Origin of the sequence: Lysinibacillus sp. IITD104 (genome assembly GCF_036698265.2) — a bacterium.
Taxonomy (GTDB): Bacteria; Bacillota; Bacilli; order Bacillales_A; family Planococcaceae; genus Lysinibacillus; species Lysinibacillus boronitolerans.
Map to the genome: position 1 here is coordinate 3,012,094 of NZ_JBAHYH020000001.1, position 18,868 is coordinate 3,030,961.

Genomic DNA, 18,868 nt, shown 5'->3' on the forward strand with positions numbered 1-18,868 from the left:
TTTTTGGTAGGGAGCTTTTTTCTGTTATTTTATTGGAATTCTGACAATAGCAGTCGTTTCTAAATGTTTTGATGAATCAATTGAAATATGACCATTATATTTCGTGACAATTTCTTTCACAATAAATAAGCCTTGTCCTCTTATTCTTCCATTCTCATGTTTTTTCGTTGAAAATCCTTGATTAAATATTTGATCAGGATACGCAATATTTGGCCCTGTATTGGTAATTTTAAATTCATACTGTGCCTCATCTGCTGTACAGCAAATTTTAATTTTACGTTGTTCCTCAGGTAATTCAACAGCTGCATCAATCGCATTATCAATTAAATTGGATAGAATCTTGATTAAATCTGTCGTTTTAATCCTATTAAAGTCATTTTGAGAAAGCGTAAAATCCATATCAATATGAAGATTTTGAGCCGTTAATTTCTTCGTTTGCAATAAGATGGACAAACCTGGATGATCAATATTTAATTTTAATGATTTAATGGCTTGAACCTCTTTCGAAAGTGAGGATAAATATTGTTTCGCCTGATCTGTTTTTTCTAATTGCAATAAACCATGTAACACTTGAATATGATTTGTAAAATCATGACGTAGTGACGACACCGAAGTAATCAATGTTTTGATTTCTGCTAAATACGTGTCCTCTGTAGCGCCAACTTCCTTCGCTACCTCTTTTTGATACCATCTTTGTAAAAAGAAAAAAGAACCGATGACTATTAAAATAAGTACACCATTAAAAATAAAATTAAATAGGTTGTCTTCGATGACTTTACCCTTGATACCATTTAGTGTATCTGCACTAATGTCAATGCCTAAATACCCGATAATTGTTCCATTATCATCTTTGATGGGTGCACCAACAGATAAATAAGACCCATGTTCAGAATCATGAATTACCTCTGTAACATAGGTTTCACCATTATAGGCTTTTTCAACATGCTTTGCAGGAACAGTACAAACCACTCCTATACCGAAGCCCTCTTTCATTTCTTTTGGCATCCCTGTAATCATGGCTATTGATACTTCAGGATTGTCCACCTTTAAGGTGTATACGAATAGTGCACCTAGTTTTATCCTTGCGTCGTTTAAATAATTTCTTACTTTCCAATAATAATCATTTTCCTGTGGATTATTTAAAAATTGCTGATAGGCATCGGTATCGATGGATGCAGCAATAGAACGGGCTGCCTCTAAACTTTGATTGGCAATCGACTCTTCAACGGTCTTTTTTATTTTTACATAGGATGTAAAGATGTTTAAACTTGTAAACAAACATAATAAAATCGTTGATAGAATTAATATTAGTTTTATTTTTCTATTTTTCATAAAAAACGGTACTTCCTCATCTATAAATATTCTAGAATATTATTATATTATAATTAACTCTATTTTTTGTTTGTAAAGCAAACATTGCTTGTATATCCTACATAAATTAAAACACAAAATCAATTTTTATTTTATTCATACCCAAAATTACACACTGTAACAAATAGTTTAATAATCCTTGACAAGAAAGTAAACTAAAAAGAAAAGTAATAACTTTTTATGTCTCATTTCCTATTTAAATGGAAAATTGAAAAAACCACTAAAGCAAAGGTATCAAAAAAAGATCAGGTATCGACAATACCTGATCTCATCACAATATGCTTATTTTTTTCTTGAAGTCCGCGTTTGATCTTGCGGCTTTAGAAAGGTAGGTCGTTTACTATAGCCCTTTGGAGATAGTCGCAATAGGGACTTACGTATATTGCCCTTTTCAAAATCGGCACTAAAGTTTACGTATGGCACTCCCAAGACTCTCATATTCGCAGTGTATAAAAGGATGAAAAACACGGATATAAAAAAACCAAATAATCCAAAAAACGCCGAAGCCATAATAATGATTAATCGAAAAATACTCATAGCCGTCACAAAGGATTGATTGACCAATGTAAATGCAGCGATGCTAGAAATGGCAATCACAACTATCATTGAGGGGCTTGTAACACCTGCTTTAATCGCTGCATCCCCAATAATTAGTCCCCCTACCACACTAACTGAGCCACTGATTGCACTAGGAAGGCGCAAGTTAGCCTCTCGAAACAATTCAAACATAAATAGCATCATTAAAATTTCTAGAATGGTTGGAAAGGGCAATCCTGACCTCGATTCTACAACCGTAGCAAGTAGAAGAAACGGAAGCTGCTCTTGATGATAAGTCGTCAATGCAAGCCAAAAACCTGGCAGTAGCATACTAATTAATATCCCTACAATTCTGAGTAATCGTTCCAATGAGCTGACAATGATTGGGTACTCATTATCCTCTGCCGATTTAAAGAGCAACATAATATTTGTAGGTGTAATTATGGCATAGGAAACACCATCAATCATTAATAGTATTCTTCCTCTAATTAATGCCTGCATAGCAAAATCAGGTCTTCCAGTATAATCATGTCTTGGAAGAATTGTCGCTGTCTTTTCGACTGTTTCCATTAATAAGTCACCATTGATAACAATATCCGTATCAATTTTTTGTAATTGAAGTTTAATTTGTTCCAGCATATTTAAATTCACAATGTCTTCCATATAAAGTATGGCTACTGTTGTTTTAGAACGCTTGCCAATTTCTAATGTCTCTACACTAAAAGAATTAGTAGGTAATCGTTTTCTTAATAAAGCAATATTAATAAAAACATCCTCTATAAAGTCATCCCTTGGCCCCTTAACCACTAGTTCGAGTGTTGTTTCTCCAGGCTCTCGATTGGGTCTTTTTGAAATATCACTAGAATAAAGTAACTGATTTTCTTCAAAATACAATAAGACATGGCCTTTATAGACCCTTGTCACTGCATCCTCTTTCGATAAAATCTTTTGTAAATAGGGAATGTGTAAATGCTGTTCGATTTCTTCCTCTAGCATGTCCTCCGTGACATTACTTAACAAAGATTGAACACGTTGAACAACCACAGTTTGAAGTATTTGCTCATTGACCATTGCATCACAAGTTATCAAATGTACTGTATATTGCTGAAAATTATATTGTTGGAAAATCACGTCAGCAGAGCGTTGAAATAGTGATTTCAACATTTTCAAATTAATCAATTGTTCCATTGATGAAATACTTCTCATCTCCTACTGAGCCAGCTCAAGATTAGTACATTTATGAAAACAATCACCTTCAATAAATACACTTAAGCATATTTTTCCCATGGTTGTTCAAAATATTCAAAGAAACAAATGTTGTGACGAGCTTTTCACTTAGTCCTTATCCAATCATTTTCTTGAGATTTGCCATCTCAATCGCAGACATTGCAGCATCATAGCCTTTATTTCCAGATTTCGTGCCTGCACGTTCAATTGCCTGTTCTATATTTTCAGTAGTGACAATACCGAAAATAACAGGTACATTCGTTGATAAGGACACATTGGCAATGCCTTTTGCCGATTCATTACAAACATAGTCATAATGTGTTGTAGAGCCACGAATAACAGTACCTAAACCAATAATAGCATCATATTTCTTTGTTTCTGCCAGTTGTTTCGCAATAAAAGGAACTTCAAAAGCCCCTGGCACCCATGCGACATCAATAGATGCTGAATCAACCCCATGACGAGTTAAACCATCCATTGCTCCATCCAATAACTTGCTAGTAATGAACTCATTAAAACGACCTACAACTACTGCAATTTTCAAATCTGTTCCAATTAATTGTGCTTCAAATGTTTGACCCATTGTTCTTTCTCCTTTTTACATAGAAATTTTAGATTTTTTTGTTGATAAGAGCTTACGATAAGCAACCAATGCTTCTATTGATATCATTTTTAAGCCATGATGTGCAGCGAATTTTGTCAGCTCTTCAAACCGAAGCATGTGTCCATCATCACCCATGATTTCGCAAATAACACCTGCAGGTATACTCTGACAAAGCGTCGCTAGATCAATCGCCGCCTCTGTATGCCCTCTTCGTTCGAGCACACCATGCTCTTTCGCAATCAGCGGAAAAATATGGCCTGGTCGACGAAAATCAGTCGGCTTAGCTTGCCTTTCTAGCATCCTTTGTATGGTTAACGCACGCTCAAAGGCGCTAATCCCTGTCGTTGTTTCTACATGGTCGATGCTTACCGTAAATGCGGTTTGATGATTATCCGTATTGTGCTGAACCATTGGATATAAATCTAGCTTTTGTGCAAGCTGCTGCGAAATCGGCGTACAAATTAAACCTCTACCATTGGTTGCCATAAAGTTGATTGTTGCTGGTGTGATGAATTCAGCGAGTGCCAGAAGATCTCCTTCATTTTCCCGATCCTCATCATCAACCACCACAATCATATTGCCCTGCCTTAAATCCTCTAGGGCTTCTTCAATTGAATGTAGCACGACTATCAACTCCTATTCTGTGATTTAAAAACCATGCTGTGCTAAATAATCTCGTGTAATCGCTGGCGTTGTTTGCCCTTTTTTTAATTGCCCTATAATGTATTTACCGACTAAATCGGTTTCGATATTAACGATAGCTCCAACTCTCTTCATACCTAAAACAGTTTCTTTGTAAGTATGAGGAATGAGTGAAATCGTGACACTATTGGCTTCAACATGAAAAAGGGTTAAGCTTGTGCCATCAATTGTTATGGAACCCTTTGGGATACAAAAGTTGGTTAGTTCTTCTGACATTTCGATATCAATATAAACGGCGTTTGCTACTGATCGTTTTCGCAAAATTTTGCCGACTCCATCAACATGACCAGCAACAAAATGACCACCAAATCGTCCATTAGCAGGCATGGCACGCTCCAAATTAACAGAATCACCTATTGCCAGCTGCTGTAAATTTGTTGCTTTGACTGTTTCAGGCATAACATCCATCGTAAACTGCTGTTGAGTAAAATGTGTCACCGTTAAACAAACGCCATTGACCGCTATACTGTCACCAAGCTTAACATCCTCCGTTATCTTGGCTGATTGAATCGTAATTTTCATACTGTCCCGATCGCTTTGCACGGCTTTTATGATACCAATATCCTCTACAAGTCCTGTAAACATTCCATCACCTACTCTACTTTATTAGCACTTCTATCCTTTACTTTTAAAGTTGATCCACCTGTTTTTGTGCCTTATCCTTCTCCCTTCTCTCGTTAGCAATAAAAAATAAAAACCCCTTTCATCAAAGGGGTTTTGGGAGTATAAGACATCAACAAATAAGCCTACTTGAAAACAATTTTTTCATAGACTGTCATCTCATTTGTTCTTCTCCCATCCAGACTATCACTGTCGGTTTTGGATTTGCACCAAATCAGCTTGCGCTCACGGACTTTGAATTGCTTCATCACCGCCGATTGGGAATTTCACCCTACCCCGAAGAACATCTTCTATTCAATTGTAGCTAAATAAAAAAACTTCCCAAAAGATGATTGGGAAGTGATGTAATAAATGCATAGTCAAATAAACCTTCTAAACTAGAATCAATTTAAAAAGTTCGCATTTTTACCCTTCTCCCATCCAGACTGTCACTGTCGGTTTTGGATTTGCACCAAATCAGCTTGCGCTCACGGACTTTGAATTGCTTCATCACCGCCGATCGGGAATTTCACCCTACCCCGAAGGATATTTTTATTTAGCTAGTTTTACGATAACACTATTTTATAATATTATCCATCCTTCTTTTTAAAATTTTTCCGCAGCATCAAATTTAAGCAGCTCTAACGAGACTTAATAAATGTAACAGACATGATAAAAATGATGACATTTAACCTGTTTATGGAACTTCTTCATCCAAAAAACGTTCCTTTACAAGTGACTATTCAGTCTAGCCGTTTGGAGGTCATTTACTTGACATTTTTAAAAAATATATCGTTTAAGCAAGGTATTTTCTATGCCCTATTAGCACTCTGTTGTGGGCTTTCAATTTTTTTCATACATCATAATGAACAATTTTATGATCGACCGATAGCGGAAATAACGCAAGTGGCTGTAACAGAATCGGAACCGATGACAGATATGTATGAAAATGAGGATTATTTGTTTACACAGGAAATCACGGCCATTATCAAAAATGGACAGCATAAGGGGCAATCCATTTACCTGACGAATGACTATTCTTCCTCTGGTGCTTTTGATCAAGAATACCATGTAGGCAATGAAATCTTTGTTACAATAGATGATCGCGCCACACAATCAGCTTTAACAGGTACCATCCTCGATTTAAAACGTGATCAAACCATGGTAATGATTGCATGGATTTTTATTTTTACCCTACTCATTATAGGTAAAAGACAAGGCTTATTTTCTATCATTAGCTTAGGTGTCAATGCTGTGATTTTATCATTCGCATTAGATCTTTATGTGAAGCATGGGAGCGTAAGCCTGTTAGTAGTCAGCGGCATTTGTGCCCTGCTATTTACGATTATTTCGCTCCTACTTATTAGTGGATTGAATACAAAAACATATGTAGCCATCGTGTCCACACTTTTAGGCACTGTTATAGCGCTTATCATAAGCTCTATTGTAATGTGGTTGACAGGTGAAAATGGCCTTCGTTATGAAGAAATGCAATTTTTAACACGTCCCTATCGTACCGTCTTTATGGCAGGTTTATTTATTGGCTCACTCGGGGCAGTAATGGATGTTTCGATTACAATGGCTTCCTCAATTTTTGCTTTATATGAGCAAGATCCTACAATCTCTGTCAAAGCACTTAAATCTTCAGGACATGAAATCGGTAAAGATATCATGGGTACGATTACAAGCATTTTATTCTTTGCCTATCTTTGTGGCTCCATACCTATGATTATTCTCTATTTAAAAAATTCCTCCACATTAGGACTTACATTGTCCTTGAATCTTTCTTTAGAATTAGCCCGTGCCTTAGCAGGGGGTATTGGTGTTGTCCTTACGATTCCTATCAGTCAGTATACCGCTATATTTTTCATTAATCGAAAGAGGGTTCAAGAATGAATGTTATCGTCTTATTAGCAGTTATTTTATTTGCGTTGATGGTGATAGTAGGAGGTAAACAGGGAGTACGCTCATTTCTTTCTTTATTCCTCAACTTTGGTGTGCTCTTTGTCACCATCTTTTTAATGACAAACCCTAAAAATAGCCCAATCATCTTGACGTTCATAGCCTGTACGATCATTAGCTGTATTAGTCTTTTCTATATCAATAAAACAAATAGTAAAACCATTACAGCCTTTATCTCAACAATGGTGACGATTGTTGTATTACTGCTATTTATTACCTTAATAACGGATAAGTCGATGATCCAAGGGTTTGGTGAAGAATCAACTGAAGAAATCAGCATCTTTTCTCTCTATATTGGTGTTAATTTTGTGCAAATTGGTGCATCAGTTATTATTATGAGTACGATAGGTGCCATTATGGATGTGGCTATTTCTATCGCTACCTCCATGCACGAGATTTTTTATCGCAACCCTTCAATTAGTAGAAAAAAACTATATACAGCTGGGTTAAGTATCGGGAGAGATATATTAGGAACCGATACCAACACGTTATTTTTTGCTTTCTTTGGTGGCTATTTAAGCTTATTAATCTGGTTCAAGGACCTCTCCTATTCGATTGGCGAGATTGTTAACTCCAAGGTTTTTAGTGCCGAAATGACAACCATTCTTTGTGCAGGTATCGGCATTGCACTCATTATTCCAATAGCCTCCTCTATCAATGCCTATTATTTAATTCGAACACGCGAAAAAACAGAAAAACTTTCGTAAACAGTTACGAGCACCTATCATGCATATGTGATAGATGCTCGTTGTTTCTTCTCTTATCACTCAAAAAATGAATGCTACGTCAAAAAAGTTTGTCCAAAATTTACGCCTGGTACTATACTTGTTGTGATTGGCCATGGACTTTATGAGTTGGGATGGTATTAGCCTCTGTCCAAACAAATACGCTGAATGCCTTACCTAGACAATGCTTTCCAGATGGTATTGCGATTACACAAACCACTCAGCAGGTATCTGGTGCAATTGGTATTGCTGTAATGGTATCGTTGTTCTCAGCAAAACAACAGCAGCTCCTAAGTGACATAACAACTAATACGCAAGAAGCAGCGGCATCAGGTTCAGCCTTTGTCTTTACTATCAGTTTTGTATTGGCAATAATGAATGTCATACTCTCTTTCTTTTTGAAAAAAACACAATAATGCCGAGGTGTCTCAATGTACTTTTGAGACACCTCCTTTTGTTGTACCATTTTCATTGCAATCGCCGCATTTTCTGATAATATTTACCATAAGATGTTTACGTACGCTCAAAATGGTTGTTATTACAAGAATACTAGATCGCCCATTCCATGTAACATTTTTTAGCATAGAACGTCAATACAACGAGATGAAAAAGGAGAAAGTTTGCAATGAAGCATATTATCTTTGATTTTGATGGGACGCTGGCAGATTCTACTGCCGTGTTTGCATCAGCATGGAATACTTTAGCCCAAAAATATAAATTTAAAGGCATTGAATTGAAGGAAATTGATACATTAAAAAAATTATCAATTTCAGAACGCAGTAAATTATTTGACTTCCCAATGTATAAATTGCCTATGATTTTACCGCAATTTTATAAATTGTATCGTCAATCATTAAATGATGTTCATCTTTTCGAGGGAATGAAGGAAGTATTAATAGAGATTGATAAAAGAGGCTATAAAATCCTGATTATTTCCTCAAACTCTAAAGAGAATATTTTAGAATTTCTTAAAATGAACGGTATTCATTGTGTAGCAGATGTACTTTGCTCCAACCGCATTTTTGGTAAGGACAAAGTAATGAAAAAGTTTTTAAAGGAAGCGAATGTCGACTCGTCTGACGTCGTATACATTGGAGACGAGCAAAGGGATATTGTTGCGTGTAAGAAAGCTGGTGTACCAATTATTTGGGTGGAATGGGGCTATGATGCCAAAGAGGTCGTGCAAAATGACGAACCGGAATACAGTGTCACAACACCACAGGAAATTTTAGAGATCATTTAATCATGAAAAGGATAATAGCACTTGTCTATTATCCTTTTTATATAACTATCCTTTGATGTCACTAATTTGCATTAGCTTTTCTGCTGTACGATTAACCCCTTTGTAGGCATCTGTTAATTCATGCATACTCGCAGCAAACTGCTGTGTAAACGCTGCAATTTGATTAGATGATGCATTGACCTGATCGATGGATTGTTTAATGTTTTCTAGTTGCACAGTTATACTATTAGCACTTTCTGTACTACTCTGGGACATTTTTTGTATTTCAGACGCGACCACCGCGAAGCCACGCCCATGCTCACCTGAACGTGCCGCTTCTATCGATGCGTTTAGACCAAGGATTCTCGATTTCATAGCTAAATCTTTTACTAAATTGACAATCACATTAATTTGTTCAATATCACCTGTCATCGTTTCTGAGAAATTAGATAGCTCTTCCAGACGATTGTAGACATCCTTACTGGCAATGGCTAATCCTTCATTTGTAGCTGTCATTTCTTCTACAGCACTTGAAAGCTCGGTTGCCAATTGACGCATACTATCCATTTTTTCGTTCGAAATAATGGCACTTACTACGCCAATAATACGTCCTCCTTCAAAAATAGGCTGGGCAGAGGCGATATAGGCCATACCAAAACCTTCTGCACTACGCTCCTCTTTCACAAATTTCCCTGAACTTAACGCTATTTCTGTTGCTGTACCTCGATATTTATGTACTGGGTCACCAACCCCAACTTTTAAATCAACCTTTTTTCCTGGTTTGTAGGCAAGCACGCTTTCCGTATCTGCCACGATGACACAAGCATCCTCTGGGTAAGTTGCTTGGTATAAATCAATCGAATCAATTGTTGCTTGTAGTTTAGGATGCATTGTCTTTTCCTCCCTAAAATTTTCTGAACTGTATCAATTTAACTATAGCATGCGATCCAAAAAAAGACACCAACGTGCAGTGGTGTCTCGATACAACATTATGATTTTTTCAATAATTCTACATATTTTTCTGCCGTTCGAATTTCAATTGTTAGAGAATTGTCCTTATAGCTTGCCTTAATTAAAAATGGTACATCATTTGAGTTTTGAAACCTAAAATCTAACGTATCATAAGAAACCGTAGCATCTCTTCCTTTTGGGACATATCCTACATCTAACGAATGATGATGGCGCTCAACATATTTGATGGGAATTTGGTCAACTGCATTAAACAAGGTGGAAGAAGTTTGACAGATTCCACCACCAATTCCCATGACTACCTTCTTATTAATAATTTCAGGTGCGGGTTGATAGCCATTTGCCTCATCTCTTGGACCTACAATTGTATTAAAAGAAAAATAATCGCCACTTCCTACGATCACATTATGAATGGCTCTGGCAGAAAGCTCTATATTTTTATTTCTTCCTAAATCAGCACGATTGAAATAAGTTGTATAAGATGCAACAACCACTTCCTCTAATAAAGGAAGATCCTCAAAATAATAGCCACTTTCTGTTATATAGAGCGGCATTTCTACCTGACCCCCAGTCGCAGAAGCTTCGATAATACGCTCCACTAGCTCACTTTCCTTTAAAATGATTTGCGGCTTCCCCTTGATCACTTGCCCGTTTTCATCCAAACGATCAAGCATCATACGCTGATCATAGCCATTTGATGTGTCCGTTCCTCTCGCCCATTCCCTTGCTAATTGCTCTAGATGTTTTTGATAGGCTTGTGGGTCTGTATCAAAGCCAAATTCCTTTGGAGATATCGTTTTAAGTACCTTACTCGTAGTTGGATCAACAACCTCTACAATAGGATCAATCATTTGTTCTTGTTCATATGTAACAGGTTGCTGTACTTCCTCACGTTGTTGAATTTCTTGTTCTAGCTTGTTATGATGGACTGCTTCTTTTTCACAACCAACTAGACCCATCATACAGATAACGCAGCATGTAGCTAACCACTTGTTTTTCAACCATAAACACCACCTCTATCTTCATACTACAGTGACATCTTATTCGTCTATTGCTCATAGTGTGTTGTTTTTTGGTTATTTTTATTTGTCAAGACAGCAAAAACTCGCTACATTATCCTTACGCCTGACATATCTCCAGATAGTTTGAGGTTTTGAAAGATGAACATCAACGTGTAAAGTTCTTTTTACATCCCAATTCCTGTACTTGACTAACACTTTAAAATTTGCCGTTGATATAGGAGGAATGATTCGAGAAAAAGAGCATCTACTAGCTATCCCAAAAGCCAATAGATACTCTTTCTTTTTCAACTCTATTTTATAAACAGACTTTTATTTTTGAATAAACATTTGTGTCCAGTAGTTACCGTCCTGTACATAGCCTACACCAATATGCGTGTAGCTTTTATTAAGGATATTGGCACGGTGCCCTTCACTGTTCATCCAGGCCGTTACAACTTCCTGTGCGGAGCGTTGGCCCTTCGCGATATTTTCGCCAGCAGATTTATACGTAATACCGAAGTTTTTCATCATTGTAAAAGGTGTACCATACGTTGGACTTCTTGTATGGTCAAAGTAATTTTTATCGTGCATATCTTGCGACTTATATTTAGCTACCCTTGATAGCTCCCAATCTTCTTGCAAAGCTGCCAGACCTACTTTTGCCCGTTCTGCATTGACAAGTTTCACAACCTCTTGTTCAACTGTTGCCTGTCCTTTTACAGGGACGTTAATTTTTTGTCCTGGAGAAATTTGATTTGGGTTGGCAAGTTGTGGGTTGGCATCAATTAATTCCTGTACACCTGTTTCTGTTTTTAAAGCTATTTTCCATAGAGTATCACCAGATGTCACTGTATAGGATTCGGCGGCCATTGCCGCAACTGGCACTAATAATGAAGTTGCTACAACTGAAGCTAGTGCTGCTTTTTTTATTTTTTTAAACATGTTAATCATCCTTCCTAATTGCTCTACCATTATCGTAAATAGTTTCTGAGCCATAATCATCACAAAATATTTGGAAGGATTTTTACAATTGTATGACAAGCTCACCATATGTTTGATTAAAGCCCTTTATCTCGCTATTCTTTACCATTCGGCTTGTCATCAAGTTGCAATATGATTGTAATTGGCATACATTACTAATAGATTCAGCGATCAATAGCTGCACAATATATCCTATTTTGCTAATTGCTTACGCTGTAATCGATAAATTAAGAGAATATAGAGCCAATCATAAAAGAGCGTTGCTACAGAAATAATGGTAATTAATGGTGTGCGGAAGTATAGATAAAAGCCAACCGCTGCAAATAATGTACCCACCATCTTACAAACTGCTATCCCCATTGATTGACCAGCTAAATTCCCTCTTTGCAATAATAAAGCAATAAATAGTCCCGACATCATAAGATTTTGGAAGAATGCTACATACTTACCTTCGAAATCTTGAAATTCATAGACTATACCTAAAATGATCAGCATGCTAAAGATTAACGTGATCAAAAAGGAGAAATACAATAGCTTTTTTGATAGCATCTTACGATATTCATTTGGAGCATAACGTAAAAATTGCATCAAAATAAAGACATCCAATACAAACCAAATCAGCGTAATATAGCGTTGGAGGTCATTTTGTGGGTAGAAAAAGGCAAAGATAAATTCCCATGAAATATTGGCACAAATAGCAACCATAGGCATGCCATAGCTTTTATCTTGCCATCCCTTATAAATAACAAGTATATATGTAAAAATCCAAAAAAGACCCATGCCTACTTGGCAAATTAATAATATATCTTGGTCACTCAACATACACGCTCTCCCCCTCTCTAGCATTCCTTCTACTATATGAGGAAATCAATTCTTTATGTCTAAAAGTTTGCTAGACGGGTAAAGGAGTAGCTAAATATTAAATGACGGCAACCTATACATTCCATAAGCAATCCTATATAGTAAAACGAGGTGATTGAATGAAAATAAAAATGTATATAGATAATGAGCAAATTATCGCGGGGACTACCTTAAAAGATGAGATGGAAGTAGAACACAATAATATGGCTTTGCATAGTTGCCATGATGTTCAAGCTATCATTGACAATCGTCAACATTTAGCCACGACATTGAACTGTGATTTGCAAAATTTTATTTGTACAGAGCAAACACATAGTGCGAACTTTCATAAAGTCACATTAGCGGATCAAGGACGTGGAGCTGCGCAAATGGATACAGCGGTGAAGGATACAGACGCGCTTTATACAGTAGAGCCTAACTTACTATTATGTAGTTTTACGGCTGATTGCGTTCCAGTTATTTTCTATAATGCTGTGAATGGACTTGTCGGTGTGATTCATTCGGGATGGCAAGGAACAGTCAAAGAAATAACACCCAAGCTGTTTCAGCATTTAATGAATGAAGAACAGTGTCGACCTGAGGACTTTCATGTTCAAATCGGGATGGCGCTGAGTCAGCAGAAATTTGAGGTAGACGCAGATGTTTATGAAAAGTTTCACAGTCTTGGTTATGCCGAAGAATTTATGTATTACAATGCAGAAACGAAAAAATACCATATTGATAATCAGCAGACAGTTAAAAGGCAATGTGAGCTTGCGGGTATTCCAGCGAATCAAATACAACTTGATGAAACCTGTACATTCCTTAGTCCCGATGGCTTTTCTTATCGTCAAGATAAACAAGCTGGAAGACATTTAAGCTTTATTATGCGAAAAACACAATAACAGCAAAGACCCTTCTTATCGAATGGGTCTTTGCTGTTATTTTAAAGTACCTGTACTAATAATGGACGTTTCTACATGGACGTTCACGTCTAATTTTCTAATAAGCTCTCTTGTTTTTTTCGATGTCCATTTTCCATGATGATACATTCTAAATTCTTCACTTAAGCCAGCTGGGTCTACCTCTGTTTTATTTAATCGCGCTAAAAATTCACTAATATCCTGTTCAAGCTGTTTATTTACATCTTTTTCTAGATCACTAATACTTTCAACTGTAAATAAATGTGATTCTCTTTCTCCCTTATATTCGCTTAGCGTACCCTTTATTTTTAAGAAAATCGTTAATTTGGGTGATTCCATATTTTTATTACTCTCTTTTTTCACACTGCTCTCGATTAAATCAATCATTACCTTTTCTTCCCCATGTCCCGCATTTAAATCAAGATGCAAAGGAGCAAGGTTTTTCTGTCCACTTAAAGCTTGAATAACTAGTGCCTCCTCAGGTTTAATTAATTCATGCATCTGATTCCCTTTAAATATGGCAACGCCTTTAATCTCTAATTTTTCCCCACGTTTTTCAACATAAGGTAATACTGTATCAACTACTGGATTGGTAATCGAATACATAAAATCATGTATATTGGTATTTGGATTAAAAGCAGTATTTATACTAGGCTCTAATAGATTGTTCAAATAGAAAGTAATACTCGGCTTATCAGGATAATCCCCTTTTAAAATCGCTTCCGCATTATCCTTCACAACAGCTATCAATACTTTATTACCTACTTCCGCATTGCGATACAAATGCTGAACGATTTTTCGAACATTCCCTTTCCGTGCAAAATCTTCATTTACTAAGACAACTCGCAATTGATTGAAGACTACTTTCTTATCGGATTGCTTTTCTATTTCCACGATGCCGCTTGATACTAAATCTGTTGTGATCGAAAAAATTTGTGTGTCTTTCTCTGCTTGTGGAGAATATTGGGGAATCGCTACTGTGAGTCTCATCTGGTCTTCATCGATATAGTCAAAAGCCATCGAGTCTACCATCCCAACATCCTCTAAAGGAACTTTTAATTCTTTTTTAGAACAGCCTGCGAGTAAAACTACAATCAAAAAAGAAATGATGCATAGACGCTTATTTTTCATATCTGCACCTGCTTTTTCCGAATAACATATATCAGGATTAAAAACACTGGCCAAATGACCAGCACATAGCCCACATAATTACTTGCCATAAATAATTTCTCTTGGAATTCACGCGAAAAGGGCATTTTTATAATAATAAAAATGATACAGGCGATGATATACAACTGATAACTTTGTTGCTTTTTCTTTTTAAGGAGGGCATCCACTCCCCGTTTTGCACACCATACATAGGCTGTGACCGAGGATAAGATGAGGAAAACCCAAAGCGTAATGCCAATGATATCGATTCGTTCAATAAAGGTAAATTCTCCTGCCTTAAATAGGTTTAATACTGAAAACTCTACATTTTTTAATTGCCACTCTGAATAATACATGACGCTAATAGCTGTTGTGATAAAGCATAAAAATATACTAATCCAAATACCGATTAAGGAATGACGAAATGCCTTTTTTTGATCGATGATATATGGAAAATAAAATAGAATTAATTCGTAACCAAGGATCGAAAAATACCCTTGCTTTAACGCTTCATAAAATTCCTTAGGCGTAAAATTAAATAGAGGCAAAAAATGACTTGGATCACCTTTTTCAATGGCCCAGCGCGTAAAATAGAATAATCCAATAGTAATAAAAAATGTCATTATACAAAACCGTGCAATAGATTTAATACCCCCACTTACAATGTAAATAAGTAGCAGTAAAAAGCAAAGGACAGGCATGGTGATGGTTTGTTCCTGCAATGCTGTACTTTGAATTAAGTGCATATAATTACTAATAATCCCTGCACTAAAAATAATAAATTGAATAATGACGAGTAGATTTATAAATTTTCCGAGCCATTTTCCCAATAATATTTCATTCATTCGAAATAAATCATCATTGGGAAACTTCGAACAAAGCCATACCATCGCAAATAGTGTCAGGCTAGCAATCACACCAAAGAGAAGAGGCATAAATGATTGTGTGTAGCCCATAGGACTTAATTTCTGAGGGAGCGAAAGGATACCGGTACCAATCATAATACTTTGCGCTAAGAAGATGACATGATAACGATTTAACACCTTTCCTTTTGTTGTATTCAAAGTTAACCACCTCATTCCCATTCTGACACTATTTTTTCTGTGCTTTTGAAATACCAGTTTTACTTCTTATATATTTAGTTGGAAATCGCATGACACTATCCAATAAATCGCTTGGCTTTCTTGGAATGGCAGGTGTCATATAATGCGTTCCTAAAGATTTGAGACTTAATAAATGGTGGATTAACCACGCAAAGGCGAGCATCTGTCCAAACAAGCCGAATAATCCTGCTGATAAGATAAAAATATAACGGATAAATCGGCTCGTATTACTCATTAAGAAAATTGGCGGTAAGAAGGAAAGTAGCGCAGAGGTAGCGACTAATACAATGAGTATGTTACTGAGTAATCCAGCTTCTACGGCCGCAGTACCAATTACAATACCTCCTACGATACCAATTGTTTGTCCGACCTTGGCAGGCATTCGGGAGCCCGCTTCTCGCAACACTTCAATAATAAGCTCGATAAATAACACTTCAATTAGTGGTGGAAAAGGTACTTTACTTCTTGATTCTTGAAGATTTAGTAATAATTCATATGGCAAAATTTCTGGATGAAAAGTTAAGGCTGATATATACATTGGTGTAATCATGATCGTTAAGAAAAAACCAAAAAAGCGCAGCATCCTTAATAAAGATGCTGTTGTCCAACGGTTGTAGTAATCCTCAATTGACACGAACATTTCAAAGAAAGATGTGGGACAGACAATAGCTAGTTGACTATTATCCATAAAAACGACGATTCTCCCATCCAGAAGATAACGGCAAATACTATCTGGACGGACTGTCATATAGTATTGAGGAAAGGGCGATAATGGATTATCCTCTATTAATTGCTTCAACACGGATATATCTGTAAATAACGGATAATCTACCTGGTCAATACGGTTTCTTAGATCATCTAAATTTTCATGGCTCACGATATTATCCATATACATAATTGATATTTTAATATTGGCTTCAGACCCAACAATTCGGTTTTCATTTTTTAGCATAGAGCTTTGAATACGTCTTCGCACTAACGAAATATTCGTTTCTAGTGATTCCGTAAATGCATCCTGTGGACCAATTACAGTTGACTCTGTTTCCGTATCCGTAATGGCCCTTGTAGGCGCACTATACGTATCAATGCTTAATAGGGCATTGGTTTCGTGGAAAAAAAGAAGGGTTTGCCCCGCATTCAATTTTTTAACGACACCCTGCACATCCTTCGGGTCAACATATTGAGCCATTTGGTGTATTTGTTTCAAATTATTAGCTAATGGAATCGTCACCATGGTTTGTAAGGTCATTTTCTCGATAAGTGAGGAGAAATAAATGACCGTCACATCCCCTTCCTCTGTAGCGATCATTTTCAGTTTTACATCATCGACTTCGTTAATCTCCTGCTTTAATTTAGCGACAATCTGCTCGGGTATCTCGTTCATTTGCGCTCCACCCCTTTGTTCCGATAAATACCAGTTCATATTATTCAGTTTTATTAGTTTGTCTTTTTTTCATTTAATTATGTAAAAATTGTGCTAGCAAAAATAGCCATACAAAAAGGATGCATCCCAATTAGAGATACATCCTTAAAGGTTATTCTATAGAATCTTTGCTGTATCGGTTTTTACCAATACCAAATACATAGTAGCTAATTGTTACGAGAATTAAGAAAATAATGCCCACTATTAATGACACGCGTGTATCATCATTGAACCACATGCCGACTAGTACCATGATTAAAAAGATAATGGTTACATAGTTTGTAATCGGTGCGAACGGCATTTTGAAAGGATGCTTTGCTAGCTGCGCTCCCTTTGCTTTTCTAAAACGAATTTGACTTATTAAAATGATGAACCATGGAATCATCCCTGGTAAAACACTTGCACTATACACATAAACAAATAAGTTTTCAGGGGCTATATAACTTAGGATAACACCCATGACTAATCCAACTAGTACACCCGCTGTTCCAAATAAAGGCACGCCATTACTAGAAAGCTTAGCGAAAAATTTTGGTGCTTGTCCATTCATAGCAAGAGTATATAACATACGTCCAGCACTATAAATTCCACTGTTACACCCTGACATTGCCGCTGTGATGACGACGAAATTAATAATACCTGCAGCAGCTGTGATACCCACCTTAGCAAATGTCGCCACGAAAGGACTACCAATTGTGCCAAGCTCATCCCAAGGATATACTGTAACAATAACAAAAATTGCCCCGATATAGAAAATTAAAATACGCCAAATAATGCTTTGGATGGCATTGGTAATCGTTTGTTGAGGATTCTTTGCTTCACCTGCTGTAATCCCAATAAGCTCCACCCCTTGATAGGCAGCAACGACTAAAGATAAGGCAAAGAAGAAGCCTGTCCAACCACCCGTAAAGAAACCACCGTGACGCCACAGATTAGATAAGCCTATTGCTATCCCATCATTGCCAAAGCCAAAGAAGATGAGTCCGACGCCTGCAATAATCATTAAAATAATTGTAACGATTTTAATCATCGCAAACCAAAATTCAAATTCACCAAATGATTTGACAGATATGAAGTTCGCCACACCTAAAATCACCATTGCAATTAAACCAGGTATCCAAGCTGGTAATTCCGGATACCAATATTGCATATACGTTCCTACTGCTATAATTTCAGACATCCCAACAATAACCCATTGGAACCAGTTACTCCACGCTGTTAAATACCCTGCTAAAGGATGAATATATTTATAGCCAAATGTGGCAAAAGAGCCTGTACTTGGCTCCATATAAAGCATCTCACCCATTGCCCTCATAATGAAAAAAATAAAAATACCTGCAATACCATAGGCAAGGAGTACAGAAGGTCCTGTCCATTGAATAGCACTTGCTGAGCCCATAAATAGCCCTACACCAATCGTACCACCAAGTGCAATCATTTGAATATGACGTGCTTCTAATCCTCTTTTCAATTCCTTATTGGCCACTCCATAACGCCTCTTTCCTGATGCAATTTCTACGTTGACTATC

At 36.6% G+C, this 18,868-nt stretch carries 17 protein-coding genes, 1 pseudogene and 2 riboswitches; of the genes and pseudogenes, 5 read left to right on the top strand and 13 right to left on the bottom strand.

Translation table 11 applies throughout. From position 1 onward, the window contains the following. Positions 1-24 precede the first annotated feature (24 nt). From V1L66_RS15415 to ribE (V1L66_RS15435), 5 genes and pseudogenes are all read right to left on the bottom strand, one after another. Positions 25-1,332, bottom strand: coding sequence for an ATP-binding protein (locus V1L66_RS15415; protein WP_333006967.1), 1,308 nt, complete (start codon positions 1,330-1,332; stop codon positions 25-27). 321 nt (positions 1,333-1,653) lie between these two features. Continuing rightward, on the bottom strand, positions 1,654-3,096 hold the full coding sequence (locus V1L66_RS15420) for a spore germination protein (protein WP_333006965.1): 1,443 nt from the start codon (positions 3,094-3,096) through the stop codon (positions 1,654-1,656). A 154-nt stretch (positions 3,097-3,250) separates the two neighbouring features. After that, on the bottom strand, positions 3,251-3,718 hold the full coding sequence (ribE, locus tag V1L66_RS15425) for a 6,7-dimethyl-8-ribityllumazine synthase (protein WP_016995511.1): 468 nt from the start codon (positions 3,716-3,718) through the stop codon (positions 3,251-3,253). A gap of 39 nt (positions 3,719-3,757) precedes the next feature. Then, a pseudogene (gene ribB, locus V1L66_RS15430) lies at positions 3,758-4,363 on the bottom strand (3,4-dihydroxy-2-butanone-4-phosphate synthase); the annotation flags it as partial. Between the two features lie 24 nt (positions 4,364-4,387). Then, positions 4,388-5,026, bottom strand: a complete 639-nt coding sequence (ribE, locus tag V1L66_RS15435) for a riboflavin synthase (RefSeq protein WP_258859238.1) — start codon at positions 5,024-5,026, stop codon at positions 4,388-4,390. A gap of 198 nt (positions 5,027-5,224) precedes the next feature. After that, a riboswitch (FMN riboswitch) is annotated at positions 5,225-5,350 on the bottom strand. 116 nt (positions 5,351-5,466) lie between these two features. Then, positions 5,467-5,592, bottom strand: a riboswitch (FMN riboswitch). A gap of 220 nt (positions 5,593-5,812) precedes the next feature. Here ribE (V1L66_RS15435) and V1L66_RS15440 point away from each other — a divergent pair. The 4 genes from V1L66_RS15440 (at position 5,813) to V1L66_RS15455 (ending at position 8,971) form a co-directional block, all read left to right on the top strand. After that, on the top strand, positions 5,813-6,937 hold the full coding sequence (locus V1L66_RS15440) for a YibE/F family protein (RefSeq protein ID WP_333006962.1): 1,125 nt from the start codon (positions 5,813-5,815) through the stop codon (positions 6,935-6,937). Further along, entirely contained in the window at positions 6,934-7,710 is a 777-nt protein-coding gene (locus V1L66_RS15445; protein ID WP_333006961.1) for a YibE/F family protein, read from the top strand. Before V1L66_RS15440 ends, V1L66_RS15445 begins: the two co-directional genes overlap by 4 nt. A 152-nt stretch (positions 7,711-7,862) precedes the next feature. Next, a complete protein-coding gene (locus V1L66_RS15450) occupies positions 7,863-8,144 on the top strand; it encodes a hypothetical protein (RefSeq protein ID WP_016995507.1) in 282 nt (93 codons plus the stop codon). 209 nt (positions 8,145-8,353) lie between these two features. Then, entirely contained in the window at positions 8,354-8,971 is a 618-nt protein-coding gene (locus V1L66_RS15455) for an HAD-IA family hydrolase (RefSeq protein ID WP_016995506.1), read from the top strand. A 45-nt stretch (positions 8,972-9,016) separates the two neighbouring features. Here the strand turns inward: V1L66_RS15455 and V1L66_RS15460 are convergent, their stop codons facing one another. The 4 genes from V1L66_RS15460 to V1L66_RS15475 form a co-directional block, all read right to left on the bottom strand. Further along, a complete protein-coding gene (locus V1L66_RS15460) occupies positions 9,017-9,841 on the bottom strand; it encodes a methyl-accepting chemotaxis protein (protein WP_333006959.1) in 825 nt (274 codons plus the stop codon). A 98-nt stretch (positions 9,842-9,939) separates the two neighbouring features. Next, positions 9,940-10,920: a VanW family protein gene (locus V1L66_RS15465; RefSeq protein ID WP_312124559.1), complete on the bottom strand. Its 981-nt coding sequence runs from the start codon at positions 10,918-10,920 to the stop codon at positions 9,940-9,942. Between the two features lie 330 nt (positions 10,921-11,250). Beyond that, positions 11,251-11,862 (bottom strand): CAP domain-containing protein, encoded by a 612-nt coding sequence (locus V1L66_RS15470; RefSeq protein WP_409072229.1) that lies wholly within the window; start codon positions 11,860-11,862, stop codon positions 11,251-11,253. 231 nt (positions 11,863-12,093) lie between these two features. After that, positions 12,094-12,723 (bottom strand): hypothetical protein, encoded by a 630-nt coding sequence (locus V1L66_RS15475; protein WP_312124557.1) that lies wholly within the window; start codon positions 12,721-12,723, stop codon positions 12,094-12,096. 158 nt (positions 12,724-12,881) lie between these two features. Here V1L66_RS15475 and pgeF point away from each other — a divergent pair, with 158 nt between their 5' ends. Next, entirely contained in the window at positions 12,882-13,646 is a 765-nt protein-coding gene (gene pgeF, locus V1L66_RS15480) for a peptidoglycan editing factor PgeF (RefSeq protein ID WP_258859230.1), read from the top strand. A 36-nt stretch (positions 13,647-13,682) separates the two neighbouring features. On the opposite strand, the gene V1L66_RS15485 is transcribed toward pgeF, so the two are convergent. From V1L66_RS15485 to V1L66_RS15500, 4 genes are all read right to left on the bottom strand, one after another. Next, a complete protein-coding gene (locus V1L66_RS15485) occupies positions 13,683-14,795 on the bottom strand; it encodes a Ger(x)C family spore germination protein (protein ID WP_258859229.1) in 1,113 nt (370 codons plus the stop codon). Further along, positions 14,792-15,877 carry a spore germination protein gene (locus V1L66_RS15490; RefSeq protein ID WP_258859228.1) on the bottom strand — a complete coding sequence of 362 codons (1,086 nt, stop codon included), beginning with the start codon at positions 15,875-15,877 and terminating at the stop codon, positions 14,792-14,794. The genes V1L66_RS15485 and V1L66_RS15490 overlap by 4 nt, the downstream gene beginning before the upstream one ends. 28 nt (positions 15,878-15,905) lie before the next feature. Then, a complete protein-coding gene (locus tag V1L66_RS15495) occupies positions 15,906-17,300 on the bottom strand; it encodes a spore germination protein (RefSeq protein ID WP_312124556.1) in 1,395 nt (464 codons plus the stop codon). A 151-nt stretch (positions 17,301-17,451) separates the two neighbouring features. Then, positions 17,452-18,825 carry an amino acid permease gene (locus V1L66_RS15500; RefSeq protein ID WP_333005948.1) on the bottom strand — a complete coding sequence of 458 codons (1,374 nt, stop codon included), beginning with the start codon at positions 18,823-18,825 and terminating at the stop codon, positions 17,452-17,454. Between the last annotated feature and the right edge of the window lie 43 nt (positions 18,826-18,868).